Below are 14,654 nucleotides of genomic sequence, written 5' to 3' on the forward strand. Positions count from 1 at the left end.
CTCCCGACAGGGATCGAGGGTGACGTTCGGCGCCGGGCAGGAGCGACGGCGTGATCCGATCCATTCTGGCCGAGTGCGCGGCGAAGCGATACGGGTATTCTCAATGGAGGAGGTCGGGGTGGGAAGAACTGCGGATGCCGTCGCCGAAGGCGTTGCGATCGCGACCGCCGCCGCGCGCCTCGCCGTGAAGAATCACATCCTCATCGGCACGATCGCCGAGAACGGGGTGTTCGACACCGACCGATACGTCGCCGATGCCCGTGAGGCGCTGCGGGCGATGGCCGAGGAGTCGGAGGAGATCGAGCGCAACCTCACCCAGCTGCGCAAGCGCGCCAGAGGTCGCCACTCCGATCCGTCGGGCACCCACGACTACCGCGATCGCGACGTGCGCAACCTGCGTCGGCGAGCCAAGCAGTCGCACGGTGTCGCCGCGAAGCTGCGCGATGTGATGGAAGACGACGCCGCGCTGCGCGTGATCGTCGAGGAGGCGCGCGAGGGCGCCTGGGCCGATGTGCGCCACAACCTCGATCGGCGCCTGCGCGTCGAGGGGATGCGGCCCGATCAGGACCCCGACTACGACCGGATGCGCGAGGCCAGGATGCAGGCTCTGCGCCTGGTCGACCTGCAGGCGCTGTCGTCGCTGCAGCGCGCGAAGGCCAAGCGCACGACGAAGCAGAAGGTCGGCGCGGACGAGGCCTGACCCTCGTTTCGCTTTCGCGCCGCGTCTGTTGTAGGCTGTTCTACGGCCCGCTGAGCGGTCCAGGAGCGCCCGTAGCTCAATGGATAGAGCATCTGACTACGGATCAGAAGGTTAGGGGTTCGAGTCCCTTCGGGCGCACATCAGGTGAGATCCCCGTCGCAAGAGCGGCGGGGATTTCGCGTTCCCGGGGCGACACGGTGCTCCCCTCCCGCATCGCGGAGGCGGTCTCACGCGTCCGGCGACGGAGCGAGACGGTAGAGCACCTGCGGGCGCCCCCGCTTGCCGTACCGGTGCGCCAGGTCGATCACACCCGTCGCGACGAGGTGCTCGAGGTAGCGTCGAGCGGTCGCCCGCGAGAGCGCGCACGCGGTGGCGATCTCGGATGCCGACCGCGAGGTGACCGGGTCGAGAGCCGCGATCACGCGCGCGAGCGTGACGTCGGCGAGTCCTTTCGGCAGGCCGCCCGTCGGGCCGGGCGAGAATGCCGGTGGACGCTCCTCCGTCCGGTCGCTCACCCGGATGGTTCCGGTGGCGAGCAGCCGGTCGACCTCGCCCTGTGCGAGAGGTCGGTCCTGCTCCACGCCATCGCGGGCGCTGCGCCGCGTGGCGTACTCTTCCAGCCTCCGGCGCAGGACCTCCTGCGTGAAGGGTTTGATGAGGTACCCGGCGACGTGCGCCGCGAGCGCCTGTCGCACCGTGACCTGGTCGCGCGACGAGCTGATCACGAGCACGTCGGGGCCCGCGGCGTCGACGGCGCGAAGCCGGTGCAGCACCTCGACGCCGCTGATGTCGGGCAGGCGCATGTCGAGCAGCAGCAGGTCGACGTCGTCGGTCGCCTGTGCGAGCGCGGCGGCGCCGGTGCCCGCCGTGCCCACGAGGTCGAAGCCGGGCGTCTCGGCGATGAACCGGCCGTGCAGCGCGCGAGCGCCGGGGTCGTCGTCGACCACGAGCACACGGATCCCGTTCATCGCACGTCATCCATCTCGAAATCGAAGCGCGCGCCGCCGAGCGGCGAACGTCCGATCTCGATCAGCCCGCCGCGCGCCATCACGGTGCGCCGCACGAGATCGAGTCCGATGCCGCGACCGCCGACCGTGCGGGCGGACTTCGACGAGAATCCCCGAGCGAAGACCCGCTCGACGTCGGCGGGGTCGATGCCCGGCCCGTCGTCCTCGACCGAGCCGATCAGCGTGCGGCCGCGCTGCGTCACCGTGCAGCGAACGTTCCTCGCGCCGGCCTCGCCCGCGTTGCGGCAGAGGTTCGCGACGACCAGCAGGACGCCCTCGTCGATGTCTATGTCGTCGTCCGCCTCGACCTCGAGGTGGGTCCCCAGCGCGGTGAGCTCCCTGCGCACGGCCTCGATCGCGACGCTCATGACCGGGGTCCGCGTGGTTCCCGGGAGCTCGGACGCGAGTACGGGGACGATGTCGTCGATGTAGGTCAGCGCCTCCTCGGCGTCACCGTGCGAGACGAGCCCGTGGATCACGTGCAGGCGGGTGCTGAACTCGTGCGACTGCTCCTGCAGAGCGGTGGTGATGCGGCGCAGGTGCTCGTGCTCGGCGGCCTGCTCGTCGAGACGGCGGAAGCGCCGTTCGATCGTCGCGCCGACGGCCGAGCTGGCGAGGGTCCCCACGACCAGGGCTCCGATGATCCACGGCAGGATGTCGCCGAGGGCCTCCTCGCGACGCGCGGAGAGGCTCGACTCCAGCACGCCGACGGCCACCATGCCGATGATCCGGTCGCCGTCGCCGAAGACGGGGACCTTGGCGCGCAGGGATCGACCGGACGGGCCCGTCTCGGTGCCGAGGAACTCCGCGCCCGCCAGCACCGACTCGTTCGTCGTCGACACGCGCACCCCGCGCTCGGAGGGGAGTGGATGCGTGATCCGCACCCCCTCGTCGTCGGTGATGACGACGTAGTACACCCCGGCGGCCTGCGCGACGATGTCGGCGAGGGGCTGCAGCTGCTCTGTCGCCTCGGCGAGGTCGTCCGCATCGGCGGGGTCGTCATCGTCGCCGCTGTCGACCGTGGACTCCAGCATGCGCTGCACCTCGGGGAGCACGGCGAGGCTCGCGGCGACCTCGCGCACACGGTCCGCCGTCGATGCGCGGATGCTGCGTTCCTGTGCCGCGATCGCGACCCCCGCGGTCACCCCGACAGCGGACAGCACGATGAGGCTGGGCAGCAGGAGCATCCCGAGGCGCACGGCGCGTGCACCGTCTCTGCGTCTCATCTCGGCCGCCTCTCCGTCGCTGGATCGCCGCGCTCCGCTCTCCTATGAGCATTTATGAGCACAAAGCCGAGCGCACGCGACGTGCGCTCGGTCTCTTGCCATCCTAATAACCGTCTTGCGGCGACAACGGTGTCCGCACGAGGAGGCAATGATGACGACGAGTTCATCGGGTACGCGGATTCTGCCGCGGGTCATAGGCGGCACGATCGCCGCCGCGGCGATCGGCATCGCCGCGTTCGGTTCCATCACGTCCGCCGCAGCCGGTCAGGACATCCACGCGTCGATGACGATCATCGCCCCGGCCGCGGCCGGCGGTGGCTGGGACGGTGTGGCGCGCGAGCTCCAGCAGGCGCAGAAGGCGAACGGGCTCGTGAACAACGTCCAGGTCGTCAACATGCCGGGTGCCGGCGGCACGATCGCTCTCGGCAACGTGTCGGTGCTCGAGGGGCAGCCGAACAACCTCCTCGTCGGAGGGACCGGTCTCATGGCGGCGACGATCCAGTTCGGCTCCGCGGCGACGCTCGACGACGTGACGCCCCTCGCCGTGATCGTCGAGGAGTACGACGTCATCGTGGTGCCGGCGGACTCGCCGCACGAGACGCTCGACGATCTCGTCGCCGCCTGGAAGGCGGATCCGAAGAGCGTGCCGTGGACGGGTGGCGGCTCGTTCGACCAGCTCGTGGTGACAGACCTCGCGCTCAGCGCGGGCATCGCCCCGCTCGACACGACGTACATCTCGTCGGACGGTGGAGGGGAGGCGATCCAGGCCCTCCTCAACGGCACGGCTCAGGCCGCGGCGGGTGGCTACCCCGACAACATCGATCAGATCGAGTCGGGCCGACTGCGCGTCCTCGCCCTCGTCGCAGAGGAGCCGGTCGACGGCATCGACATCCCGACGGCCGCCGAGCAGGGGTACGACGTCTCGCTCACGAACTGGCGAATGCTCGCCGCGCCCGCGGGGCTGCAAGACGATCAGGTCGACGACCTGCGCGAGCTCATCGCGGACTCGGTCGCGACGCCGGAGTGGCGCGACGCGATCGACCGCTACCGCTGGACGGAGCGGGTCATCATGGGCGAGGAACTCGACGCGTTCCTCGCAGACGAGCACACCCGGATCGAGCAGTTGTACGAGGAGATGGGGCTGTGATGTCATCGAGCAATCCGACGGCGGTGTCGGCGGTCGTCGGGCAGCGGCTCGCATTCGGCGCCGGCCCCGGGCGGGCGGCCGTGCTGCTGAAGAACCTGACGATGCCGGTCGTGCTCGTCGCGTTCGCCACCTATCTGCTCGTGGGCATCATCACGATGAAGGTCCCCGAGGGGTCCGCGTTCCCCGGCCCGCAGTTCTTCCCAATGCTGATCATGGCCGGTCTCTACCTGTTCGCCGCAGTCCTCTCCGTCGGGGCGGTGCGGGAGCATCGTGCGGTGGTCGACACCGTGTCCGCGGCATCCGTCTCGTCGGAGCCGGCAGTGACGACACCCGTGTCCCCGGCATCCGCGTCCACTCCCGAGGTGCCGGCCGAGCCGCGTACGGTCCGCGTCGACGGCAGGTCCCTCGCCTGGGTCGTGGGCTCGTTCCTCGTGTTCTCGCTCGTGTTGAACATCCTCGGCTGGATCATCGCCGCAGGGCTCCTCTTCTGGTGCATCGCGCGCGGCTTCGGCTCCACCCGCTGGCTGTTCGGTCTCGTGGTCGGTCTGACCGTCAGCTCGCTCTCGTACATCGCGTTCGACATGGCGCTCGGCATGTCGCTGCCCTCGGGCATCCTCGGCTGGGGGTTCTGACATGGATGTTCTGCAGCTTCTCGCGGAGGGATTCGCCGGCGCACTGACCTGGCAGAACCTCGTCTGGGTGCTGATCGGATGCCTGCTCGGCACCGCGGTCGGCGTGATGCCCGGCCTCGGCTCGTCGATGGCGGTGGCCCTGCTGCTGCCCGTGACCTTCTCGCTCGAGCCGACGGCCGCGTTCATCATGTTCGCCGGCGTCTACTTCGGCGGCCTCTTCGGTGATTCCACCATGGGCATCCTCATGAACACCCCCGGGCAGGCGTCGGCGATCGCGTCGACGATCGAAGGCCACAAGATGGCCCGCAACGGGCGAGCGGCACAGGCCCTCGCCACTGCGGCGATCGGCGCGTTCATCGGCGGTTTCGTCGGCTCCATCGTCGTGGTCTTCCTCGCCCCGGCGCTGGCCGACTTCTCGAGCCGGTTCGGACCGGCGGAGTTCTTCGCGCTCGCCGTCTTCGCCTTCGTCGCGACGTCGTCGGTGGTCACCGACAACGTCGTGAAGGGACTGACCTCTCTGTTCATCGGTCTCGGCATCGCCGTGATCGGCGTCGACGGCGTCTCGGGCGCGCCTCGCTTCACGATGGGGTCTCCGAACCTCTTCGACGGCGTCTCGCTGGTCACGGTGACGGTGGCGATCCTCGCACTGGGCGAGGTGATCTACGTCGCCTGCCTCGAGCGGCACATGAAGGACAAGGCTCTCATCAAGCCGTCGGGGCGGCCCTGGCTCACGCGCCGCGAGTTCGCGGAGGCTGCTCCGGCGTGGCTCAGAGGCACCGCGATCGGTCTTCCGTTCGGCGTCGTTCCCGCGGGCGGCTCCGAGATCCCGACCTTCCTCGCCTACGGACTCGAGAAGCGACTCGACGCGCGCCGGTCGCGCCCGAAGTTCGGCACCGGGGCGATCCGCGGCCTTGCCGCCCCCGAGGCAGCCGGCAACTCGACCACGAGCATGGCCATGGGCGCGCTGCTCGCACTCGGCCTGCCGATCTCGGCGACTGCCGCGATCATGCTCGCCGCCTTCCGTCAGTACGGGCTGCAGCCAGGACCCCTGCTGTTCGAGCGCGCTCCGGAGCTCGTCTGGGCGCTGCTCGCGAGCTTCTTCATCGCGATGGTGGTGCTGCTGATCCTCAACCTCCCGTTCGCGATGCTCTGGGCTAAGCTGCTGCTCATCCCGCGCCCGTACCTGTACGCGGGGATCACCCTCTTCTGCGCACTGGGGATCTACGCGACGAGCGGTTCGGCATTCGACCTGCTCATGCTGCTCGGCATCGGTCTGCTCGGCTTCCTGATGCGGGCTCTCGACTACCCGCTCGCCCCGCTGATCATCGGAATGGTGCTCGGGCCGCTCGCCGAGACCAGCCTGCGCGATGCCGCGATGAGCGCGAACGGCGACTTCTCGGTGCTCGTCCAGGGGCCGATCTCGATCACGCTGTACGTGATCCTGGGCGTCGTCCTCCTGGTCGCGATCCGCGGGCGCATCGTGGCGCGAGCCCAGGCGAAGGCCGAGGCGAGGACCGAGGCGAAGGAGCCGGTCGAGGCGTGACGCCGGTCGGCGCGCTCAGTCGAGCAGGCTGGTGATCGCGGGGTCTCGTCGCGCGTAGTCGGCGGCGGTGGTGAGGATCACATCGCGCATCGCGGCGACGGCGACCGCGGGGGTGACGTCCGCGCGGTGCGCGAGGCTCACGGTGCGCCGCATCATCGGGTGCGTCAGTCGCACCGAGCGCAACGCCGGCTGGTCGAACAGCACCATCGCGGGCACGACGGCGACGCCCACTCCTCGTTCGACGAAGCGGAGCACGGCATCCATCTCCGCCCCCTCGAGCACGTGCGTCGGGGTGATGCCCGCAGAGCGGAAGGCCGCGTCGGTGGTCGCGCGCAGCTCGTAGGTCTCGTCGAGGGCGATCAGTGGAAGCGTGGCGAGGTGCTCGAGGCCGATCGCGGGGGTGATCGCGACCGGAGGCTGGGATGCCGCGGAGACCACGACCAACTCCTCGGTGAGCAGCGGCATGCGCGTCAGGCTGAATCCCGACGGGGGTGGGCCCGTCGACTCGGTGATCAGCGCGATGTCGACGGCGCCGACCGCGAGCTGATCGACGAGAAGCCGTGACCCGCTCTCGTCCAGGTGCAGGTCGACACCGGGGTGGGCCGCATGGAACGCGCTGATGGCCTCGGCGACGAGGCTGATGCACAGGGTCGGGGGAGCGCCGAGGCGCACGCGTCCGCGTCGGAGCCCGGCGAGCTCGCCCATCTCGTCGCGGATGGCCTCCGCTTCGGCGAGCATCCGCTGAGCGCGGGGGAGCAGCGCTTCGCCGGCGGCGGTGAGCGCGATGTGGCCGCGCGCGCGGTGGAAGAGCTCGGCACCCAGTTCGCGTTCGAGGGTCGAGATCTGCCTGCTCAGCGAGGGCTGGGCGAGGTGCAGGTACTCGGATGCACGCGTGAAGTGGCCGAGGCGGGCGACCTCGACGAACCCGCGGAGCTGCTCGAGGTTCATGCTTTCAGTCTATCGATACCAGCAGGACTATGCATTGGACGGCATGAGAGGGCGTAACTAGCGTGGTGTCCATGAGCGCACGCGAACGGCAGATCTCCACGACGGTCCTCGTCATCGGCACGGGAGGCTCGGGGCTCCGGGCGGCGATAGAGATCGCCGAGCACGGTGTCGACGTGCTCGCGGTCGGCAAGCGTCCGCGGCAGGATGCGCACACCTCTCTCGCCGCCGGCGGCATCAACGCCGCCCTCGGCACCATGGACGAGGCCGACAGCTGGCAGCAGCACGCCGCCGACACCATCAAGGAGAGCTACCTGCTCGCCAACCCGCACACGGTCGAGATCGTGACGCAGGGCGCCGAACGCGGCATCCGTGATCTCGAGCGCTGGGGCATGGACTTCGCCCGCGAAGACGATGGCCGCATCTCGCAGCGGTTCTTCGGCGCCCACACCTTCCGCCGCACGGCCTTCGCCGGCGACTACACAGGCCTCGAGATCCAGCGCACCCTCGTGGCCAAGGCCGAGCAGCTCGAGGTCCCCATCCTCGACCACGTCTACATCACCCGCCTGCTCGTACGCGACAACGTCGTGTTCGGCGCCTACGGCTTCGATCAGTCCGACGGCACGCGCTACCTCATCCATGCGGATGCCGTGATCCTCGCCGCGGGCGGCCACAACCGCATCTGGCGTCGCACCTCGTCGCGCCGCGACGAGAACACCGGCGACTCGTTCCGCCTCGCCGTCGACGCGGGCGCCCGCCTGCGCGACCCCGAGCTCGTGCAGTTCCACCCCTCGGGCATCATCGAGCCCGAGAACGCGGCGGGCACCCTCATCTCGGAGGCGGCCCGAGGTGAGGGCGGCATCCTGCGCAATGCCCTCGGCGAGCGGTTCATGTCGAAGTACGACCCGGAGCGCATGGAACTCTCGACCCGAGACCGCGTCGCGCTCGCCGCGTACACCGAGATCGCCGAGGGCCGCGGCACCGAGAACGGCGGCGTGTGGCTCGACGTGTCGCATCTGCCGCGCGAGACGATCATGACCCGCCTGCCCCGCGTCTACCAGACGATGATGGAGCTGCAGATGCTCGACATCACCACCGAGCCGATCGAGATCGCCCCCACCGCGCACTACTCGATGGGCGGCGTGTGGGTGCGGCCGGAGGATCACCAGACCGACGTCGACGGGCTCTACGCGATCGGTGAGGCGTCGAGCGGGCTGCACGGCGCCAACCGTCTGGGCGGCAACTCACTCATCGAGCTGCTCGTCTACGGGCGCATCGTCGGCCAGGCAGCCATGGCGCATGCGGCCGGCCTCGACGCGCAGCGCCGATCGCCCGAGGCCGTGGCCAGGGCTCGCGCCGAGATCGATGATCTTCTTGCGGCCGACGGCCGCGAGAACGTGCGGGCGCTGCAGCGCGCGATCCGCAACACGATGACCCAGCACGCCGGCGTCGTGCGCTCTGAGGAGGGGCTGCGCGCCGGGCTCGCCGACCTCGACATGATCGAGGGACGGATGGAGGACATCGGCATCCACCCCGACATCGCAGGCTTCCAGGATCTCGCGCACGCCTTCGACCTCAAGGCGTCGGCGCTCGCCGCCCGCGCCACGATCGAGGCGGCACTCGAGCGTCGCGAGACGCGAGGATGCCACAACCGCAGCGACTACCCGGACACCGACCCCACGCTGCAGGTGAACCTGGTCTGGTCTCCGACCGGCGGGGTCACGCACGAGCCGATCCCCGGGATCCCCGCAGAGATCGCCGAGCTCATGCGCGAGGTCGACACCGAAGGCAAGCTCGTCGAGTAGGCCGCGTCCGAACTCGCTCCCGTCGCAGGGTGCATCGCGACGGGAGCGGCCGGGTGGCGGAGCGAGGTAGGAGTCGCTCAGTCGCCCTCGTCGGTCTCCGGACCGTCGATGACCCCGATCCCGACCGCCTCATGGTCGGGCTCGGGGTCGCTGCGCGTCGGGGCCTTCGGCTCCTCGCCGGGGTCCTTCTCGGTGCTCGGCTCCTCGAGCTCGGCGTCGTCGGGAACCTCCGCGGGGTCGGCATCCTCGGGGGATTCCGCCTCATCGGGAGTGTCGGCGGTGTCAGCGGTGTCCGCGCTCTGGCCCGTCTCCACGAATTCGCCCTCGCCCGACGACGATGTCGGGGTGGGTGCCTGCGCTTCCGGGGCGAGGTCCGCGGTCGGGTCCTGGTCGGGTGTGCTGTTCGTCATGATCATCCCTTTCGCATCGAGTGCATGATCAGCATCACCTCTCGGTCGCGCCGCGGGAAGGGGCTTGACGACACGCGGGGGCCTCGGAGCGTGTCGTGCCGACGTACGCTGGAAGGGTGACAGCGTACGTCTCGGCCTTCGACCTCTTCTCCATCGGTGTGGGGCCGTCGAGCTCCCACACGGTGGGGCCCATGCGAGCCGCGCTCGACTTCGCGCAGCGGCTGCGCGCCGAGGGATCCCTCGACCGCGTCGCCCGGGTCGGGTGCACGCTGTTCGGCTCGCTCGGCGCGACCGGGATCGGGCACGGGACCCCGGATGCCGTCGTCGCGGGCCTCCGCGGCCTCTCGCCCGAGACCTGCGATCCCGCCGCGGTCCGCTCGGCGTGGACCGATTTTCCCGAAGGGGGGATGCTCGCGCTCGACGGCGACCACGAGGTGCCTTTCGCGAAGGGCGACATCGTGTTCGCCCCGCGCACGCGACTCCCCGGGCATCCGAACGCGATGACGATGACGGCGTGGTCGGCCGACGGCGCCGTCGTGGCGGAGGAGACGTACTACTCCGTCGGGGGCGGATTCATCCGCCGTGGCGGAGAGGAGGCGAAGCTCGCTCCCGCGCCGCTGCCGTATTCCTACCCGGATGCGGCGTCACTGCTCGCGCTCTGCGATGAGCACGGGCTGTCGATCGCCGAGATCGCGCGTCTCAATGAGACCGCTGAGCGCAGCGAGGAGGACGTGGCCGCCGGGCTCGACGCGATCTGGGACGCGATGGCCGCCTGCGTCGACGCCGGTCTGCACTCCGACGGGGTGCTTCCCGGCATCCTGAAGGTCAAGCGGCGTGCGGGAGTGATTCGCGCCCAGCTCGAAGAGGCCGAGTCCGACGGGCACCGCGAGCTGCCGGGGGAGTGGCTCGGCGCGTTCGCGCTCGCCGTCAACGAGGAGAACGCGGCGGGCGGGCGCGTCGTCACGGCACCGACGAACGGCGCCGCCGGCATCCTTCCGGCCGTGGCGATGTACTGGTGGCGGTTCCTCGCCGATTCGGGGCTCGGAGCCGGCAACGCGGTCACTCCGTACGGAGAGCTGGTGGGCAGTGCACTGCTCGGCTTCGACGGCTCGCGCGCGATCGACGCCGCCCAGGCGGACACCGAGGGTGACGATGCGGTCGCCGAGGCGAACCGCCGCCGCGGCATCCGCCGGTTCCTGCTCACCGCCACCGCCCTGGGTTCGCTGTTCAAGGCCAACGCGTCGATCTCGGGGGCCGAGGGCGGATGCCAGGCGGAGGTCGGATCGGCCTGCGCGATGGCAGCCGGTGGCCTCACCGCCGTGATGGGCGGAACGAACCGGCAGATCGAGAACGCGGCCGAGATCGCCATGGAGCACCATCTCGGACTCACCTGCGACCCGATCGGCGGGCTCGTGCAGATCCCGTGCATCGAGCGGAACGCGATCGCGGCGTCGACCGCCGTCACCGCTGCTCGCCTCGCGCTCCGGGGCGACGGCAGCCACTACGTCTCGCTGGATGCGGTGGTCGAGACCATGCGCCAGACGGGCATCGACATGTCGACGAAGTACAAGGAGACCAGCGAGGGCGGACTCGCGGTCAACGTCATCGAATGCTGAGGGGCCTGGAGGTGACCGCCACCTGAAGGAGGCGATGCCGGCGGTCGCGCGTAGCCTCGGGAGCATGGAGTCGATCTGGATGCCGGGCAGTCGTCGTCGGCGCGAGCAGCCCGTCGTCTCCGTCAGCGCGAATGACGACGCACCCGAGCCGGGAGAGGTCTGGCCCACGAGCATCCCCGCGGTCGCCCAGGTGCTCCGCGAGGGTCTCGATCTCTCGCCGGGGGTGACATTCCTCGTCGGCGAGAACGGCAGCGGCAAATCCACCATCGTCGAGGGCGTCGCGATCGCCTACGGATTGTCCCCCGAGGGCGGGTCGCGCAACGCCGCACACAGCACCCGCCCGACCGAGTCGCCCCTGTCGGAATGGCTGCGGATCCAGCGCGGCGTCGGCGCGAACCGCTGGGGTTTCTTCCTCCGGGCCGAGACGATGCACTCGTTCTACACGTACCTCGAAGAGAACCCGTCGACGAGCGGTGCCGATGTGCCGTTCCACGAGATGAGCCACGGCGAGTCCTTCCTCGCGGTCCTGCAGAGCCGTTTCGATGAACCCGGCTTCTACTGCCTCGACGAGCCCGAGGCCGCGCTCTCGTTCCAGTCGACGCTCGCGCTCATCGCGGTGCTGCAGCGGATCGTCGACGAGGGCGGGCAGGTGCTGTGCGCCACGCACTCGCCGGTGCTCGCTGCGCTGCCCGGTGCGCGCATCCTCGAGGTCGGCGACTGGGGCATCCGGCCCGCGCGATGGAGCGATCTCGAGCTGGTCGGCCACTGGCGCTCGTTCCTGCAGGACCCGCCTCGGTACCTGCGACATCTGCTGGACTGAGGGCGCGGACGGCGGGCGGTGGTGGTCGCGGCGACGGTCGCCGCTCAGCCGGCGGCGCGTTTCTTGGTGTGCCTGGTCGGGGTGGCGGCCCAGGGATCCTCGGGCCACGGATGCTTGGGGTAGCGCCCGCGCATCTCCGCGCGCACCTGTGAATAGGGACCCGACCAGAACGAGGCGAGATCGTCGGTGACCGCGAGCGGGTGTCCGGCGGGGGAGAGCAGGTGGAACAGCACGGGGGTCCGTCCGTCGACCAGCCGCGGGGTCTGCGCCCAGCCGAAGCACTCCTGCAGCTTCACCGCCACGACGGGCCGAGCCGTCGGATCTCCGAGCTCCGGGTAGTCGATGCGGATGCGCGAGCCGCTGGGCACCTCGAGCCGCTCGGGGGCGAGCTCGTCGAGGCGGGACGCCTCGGGCCAGGGCAGCAGGCGCCGGAGCGCGGAGGTCAGATCGAGCCGAGCGACGGAGGTCCCGGCGGCCAGGGCGTCGAGCTCGGGTGCCAGCCAGGTGTCGAGGGCGTCGAGCAGCCCGGCATCCGACACCTCGGGCCAGGGAAGGCCGAGCTCTCGGTGCAGCAGCCCCAGTCGACGTCGCAGCGCATCGGCGCCGCCGGTCCAGGTGAACAGACCGAGACCGTCTCGCCGAAGCGCCCGGCGCACGGCATCCCGCCCCTCCTCGGCCGATGCGCGCACCGGAGCCGAAGACCGAAGGATCGCGCCGACCCGGCGTTCCCGGCGTGCCTGCACGCGCCCACCGGTGAACTCCGCCTCGACGCGGTCGGTCATCAGGTGACCGGCGGCCCGCTCGAGCTGCCCCTCCGACAGCGCCGCCGCAGAGCGGATGACGGCGCCCGACCCGGCCGCGGCCCGACCCGACGCCCGTGCCACATCGGCGACCGCGAGCCACTCCACCGCGGCGAGCGGGCCCTGCACCCCGGCACGGGTGCCCGACGCCAGCAGGAAGGTCGCGCCCTCGGCGGTGCGGTCGACGCGCTGCGCGATCCGGTCGGGAAAGGCGAGGGCGATCACGAGGCCGACGCCGTCGAGGTCAGACCGGACCCCCGGTGCGGGGGCGACGAGTCGCTCGAGCCGATCCGCATCGCTGCGCCAGCGCCGGGCATCCGGCGTGCGGCCGCCGCGCAGGGTGACGAGCGCCTGCGCGGCGTCGGCCTCGGCGACGCGCACATCGCCTCCCAGCAGCGCGACGACCTCGGCGGTCAGCCGCGCGCCGACGATCGGGCTGCCGTCACGCAGGGCGCGGGCGAGGCGGGGATCCGCCGGGATGCGCGCCAGGGCACGACCGTCTGCGGTGGCGTGACCCTGGTCATCGATCGCTCCGAGTCCGCGCAGCACGGAGAGCGCGTCGGTGAGCGAGGCAGCGGGCAGCGGCTCGATCATCCGCAGTCCCGCGCCACCGGGCGCACCCCAGCACGCGAGCAGCAGTGCGGCGTCGGCGAGGTCGGACACGGCGATCTCGGCGACCGGGCGGACAGGTGCGGCAGCGTAGGTGCGTTCATCGACGCAGCGGATGACCGTGCCGGGGCCCTGTCGCGTCGCACGGCCTGCCCGTTGCACGCAGGACGACCGCGATGCCGCCGTGGTGACGAGACCCGTCATCCCCCGGGAGGCGTCGCGCTGCGGATGCCGCGACAGGCAGCTGTCGACGACGAGTCGCACGCCCGGGACCGTGAGCGACGACTCGGCGAGCGACGTGGTGACGATGACGCGCGGAGTCGCACCCGCGCGGCGGCCGCGGATGACGGCATCCTGCTCCGCCGAGGGGATGCGTCCATGCAGTTCGCGGACATCGACGTCGGGCACCGTGTCGCGCAGGCGCCGGGCGATCTCCGAGACCTCGCGCACACCCGGCGCGAACACCAGCACGTCCGCCGCCGGGTCGGTGCGGGTCAGCTCACGGGTGGCATCCGCCGTCGTGCGGGCGATGTGATCGAGAAAACCTCGGGTGACCCCGCGCTCGTCGAGTCGCGGCGTGGGGCTCGGCTCCCACCGCTCGGTGAGCGGGAATGCGGGGACCTCGTGGTCGACCACCGGGGCGGGTAGGGCCTCTGTGCCGAGAGCGTCTGAGATGCGGGCGGCGTCGAGGGTCGCCGACATCGCGACGACCACGAGGTCGTCCCTCAGCTCGCGCACCTCGGAGAGCAGGCCGATCAGCAGATCCGTCTCGAGCGCACGCTCGTGCACCTCGTCGAGGATCACGGCATCGACTCCGTCGAGCCCGGGGTCGTCGAGCATCCGCCGCAGCAGCACTCCCGCGGTGACGAATTCGATCCGGGTCGCGGGTCCTGCCGAGCGCTCGCCGCGCACCGTGAATCCCACCCGTGTGCCCAGCGGTGTGCCGTCGAGGTGGGCCAGCCTCCGTGCGGCGGCGCGGGCAGCGACCCGTCGAGGCTGGGTGACGATCACCCGGCCGGGCGATCGCGATGCCAGCAGCGGCGGCACGAGCGTGGTCTTGCCCGTTCCGGGAGGAGCGCTCACCACCACCGCGGTGCGGGTGTCGAGTACCGCCGACAGCTCGTCGAGAGCAGCCGCGAACGAGAGCCCCGCGCCGATGGCATCGAGGTCGAAGGCGGTCATGGTCCCAGTCTGCCCGGTCCGCTCCCCGTCCGGGTGCGGGCCAGAGGGGTGGGCGGTCGAGCGGGCGTCGAGCGGGCGTCGAGCGGGCGGTCGGGAACCGCGTGCACGATTCAGCATGGGCGTCACTGAACTCGGCGGATCGCACCCGATAGTGCCCGGTGCGCGGCGTTCATGCTGAATCGTGTGCGGCAGGCTGCCCGCACACGACGGAT

General features: G+C 70.8%; 12 protein-coding genes and 1 tRNA gene. 8 read left to right on the plus strand and 5 right to left on the minus strand.

Going from position 1 to position 14,654, the window contains the following annotated elements; all coding sequences use genetic code 11:
• Positions 1-118 precede the first annotated feature (118 nt).
• Complete coding sequence (locus DXT68_RS03365; protein ID WP_082069001.1) at positions 119-700, plus strand: asparagine synthase; 582 nt, start codon at positions 119-121, stop codon at positions 698-700.
• Positions 701-765: 65 nt separating this feature from the next.
• A tRNA-Arg gene (locus DXT68_RS03370) sits at positions 766-838 on the plus strand.
• 89 nt (positions 839-927) lie between these two features.
• Here DXT68_RS03370 and DXT68_RS03375 read toward each other — a convergent pair.
• Positions 928-1,668, minus strand: a complete 741-nt coding sequence (locus tag DXT68_RS03375) for a response regulator (RefSeq protein ID WP_045254796.1) — start codon at positions 1,666-1,668, stop codon at positions 928-930.
• Positions 1,665-2,933 carry an ATP-binding protein gene (locus tag DXT68_RS03380; protein ID WP_082068982.1) on the minus strand — a complete coding sequence of 423 codons (1,269 nt, stop codon included), beginning with the start codon at positions 2,931-2,933 and terminating at the stop codon, positions 1,665-1,667. The genes DXT68_RS03375 and DXT68_RS03380 overlap by 4 nt, the downstream gene beginning before the upstream one ends.
• A gap of 151 nt (positions 2,934-3,084) precedes the next feature.
• Here DXT68_RS03380 and DXT68_RS03385 point away from each other — a divergent pair, with 151 nt between their 5' ends.
• Genes DXT68_RS03385 through DXT68_RS03395 form a run of 3 tightly spaced genes read left to right on the plus strand, consistent with a single transcriptional unit; the run spans position 3,085 to position 6,255 of the window.
• Positions 3,085-4,080 carry a tripartite tricarboxylate transporter substrate binding protein gene (locus tag DXT68_RS03385; protein WP_052677814.1) on the plus strand — a complete coding sequence of 332 codons (996 nt, stop codon included), beginning with the start codon at positions 3,085-3,087 and terminating at the stop codon, positions 4,078-4,080.
• On the plus strand, positions 4,080-4,712 hold the full coding sequence (locus DXT68_RS03390; protein ID WP_045254795.1) for a tripartite tricarboxylate transporter TctB family protein: 633 nt from the start codon (positions 4,080-4,082) through the stop codon (positions 4,710-4,712). Before DXT68_RS03385 ends, DXT68_RS03390 begins: the two co-directional genes overlap by 1 nt.
• A 1-nt stretch (position 4,713) precedes the next feature.
• On the plus strand, positions 4,714-6,255 hold the full coding sequence (locus DXT68_RS03395; RefSeq protein WP_045254794.1) for a tripartite tricarboxylate transporter permease: 1,542 nt from the start codon (positions 4,714-4,716) through the stop codon (positions 6,253-6,255).
• Between the two features lie 15 nt (positions 6,256-6,270).
• On the opposite strand, the gene DXT68_RS03400 is transcribed toward DXT68_RS03395, so the two are convergent.
• Positions 6,271-7,203 carry a LysR family transcriptional regulator gene (locus DXT68_RS03400; RefSeq protein ID WP_045254793.1) on the minus strand — a complete coding sequence of 311 codons (933 nt, stop codon included), beginning with the start codon at positions 7,201-7,203 and terminating at the stop codon, positions 6,271-6,273.
• A 71-nt stretch (positions 7,204-7,274) separates the two neighbouring features.
• Between DXT68_RS03400 and DXT68_RS03405 the strand changes: the two genes are divergently transcribed.
• Positions 7,275-9,005 (plus strand): L-aspartate oxidase, encoded by a 1,731-nt coding sequence (locus tag DXT68_RS03405; protein WP_045254792.1) that lies wholly within the window; start codon positions 7,275-7,277, stop codon positions 9,003-9,005.
• Positions 9,006-9,082: 77 nt separating this feature from the next.
• Here DXT68_RS03405 and DXT68_RS03410 read toward each other — a convergent pair whose 3' ends face one another.
• Positions 9,083-9,415, minus strand: coding sequence for a hypothetical protein (locus DXT68_RS03410; RefSeq protein ID WP_045254970.1), 333 nt, complete (start codon positions 9,413-9,415; stop codon positions 9,083-9,085).
• A gap of 116 nt (positions 9,416-9,531) precedes the next feature.
• Here DXT68_RS03410 and DXT68_RS03415 point away from each other — a divergent pair, with 116 nt between their 5' ends.
• Positions 9,532-11,031 (plus strand): L-serine ammonia-lyase, iron-sulfur-dependent, subunit alpha, encoded by a 1,500-nt coding sequence (locus DXT68_RS03415; protein ID WP_045254791.1) that lies wholly within the window; start codon positions 9,532-9,534, stop codon positions 11,029-11,031.
• Positions 11,032-11,095: 64 nt separating this feature from the next.
• Complete coding sequence (locus DXT68_RS03420) at positions 11,096-11,851, plus strand: AAA family ATPase (protein ID WP_082068980.1); 756 nt, start codon at positions 11,096-11,098, stop codon at positions 11,849-11,851.
• A gap of 44 nt (positions 11,852-11,895) precedes the next feature.
• Here the strand turns inward: DXT68_RS03420 and hrpB are convergent, their stop codons facing one another.
• Positions 11,896-14,442 (minus strand): ATP-dependent helicase HrpB, encoded by a 2,547-nt coding sequence (gene hrpB / locus DXT68_RS03425; RefSeq protein ID WP_045254790.1) that lies wholly within the window; start codon positions 14,440-14,442, stop codon positions 11,896-11,898.
• Between the last annotated feature and the right edge of the window lie 212 nt (positions 14,443-14,654).

Origin of the sequence: Microbacterium foliorum, assembly GCF_003367705.1 — a bacterium.
Taxonomy (GTDB): Bacteria; Actinomycetota; Actinomycetes; order Actinomycetales; family Microbacteriaceae; genus Microbacterium; species Microbacterium foliorum.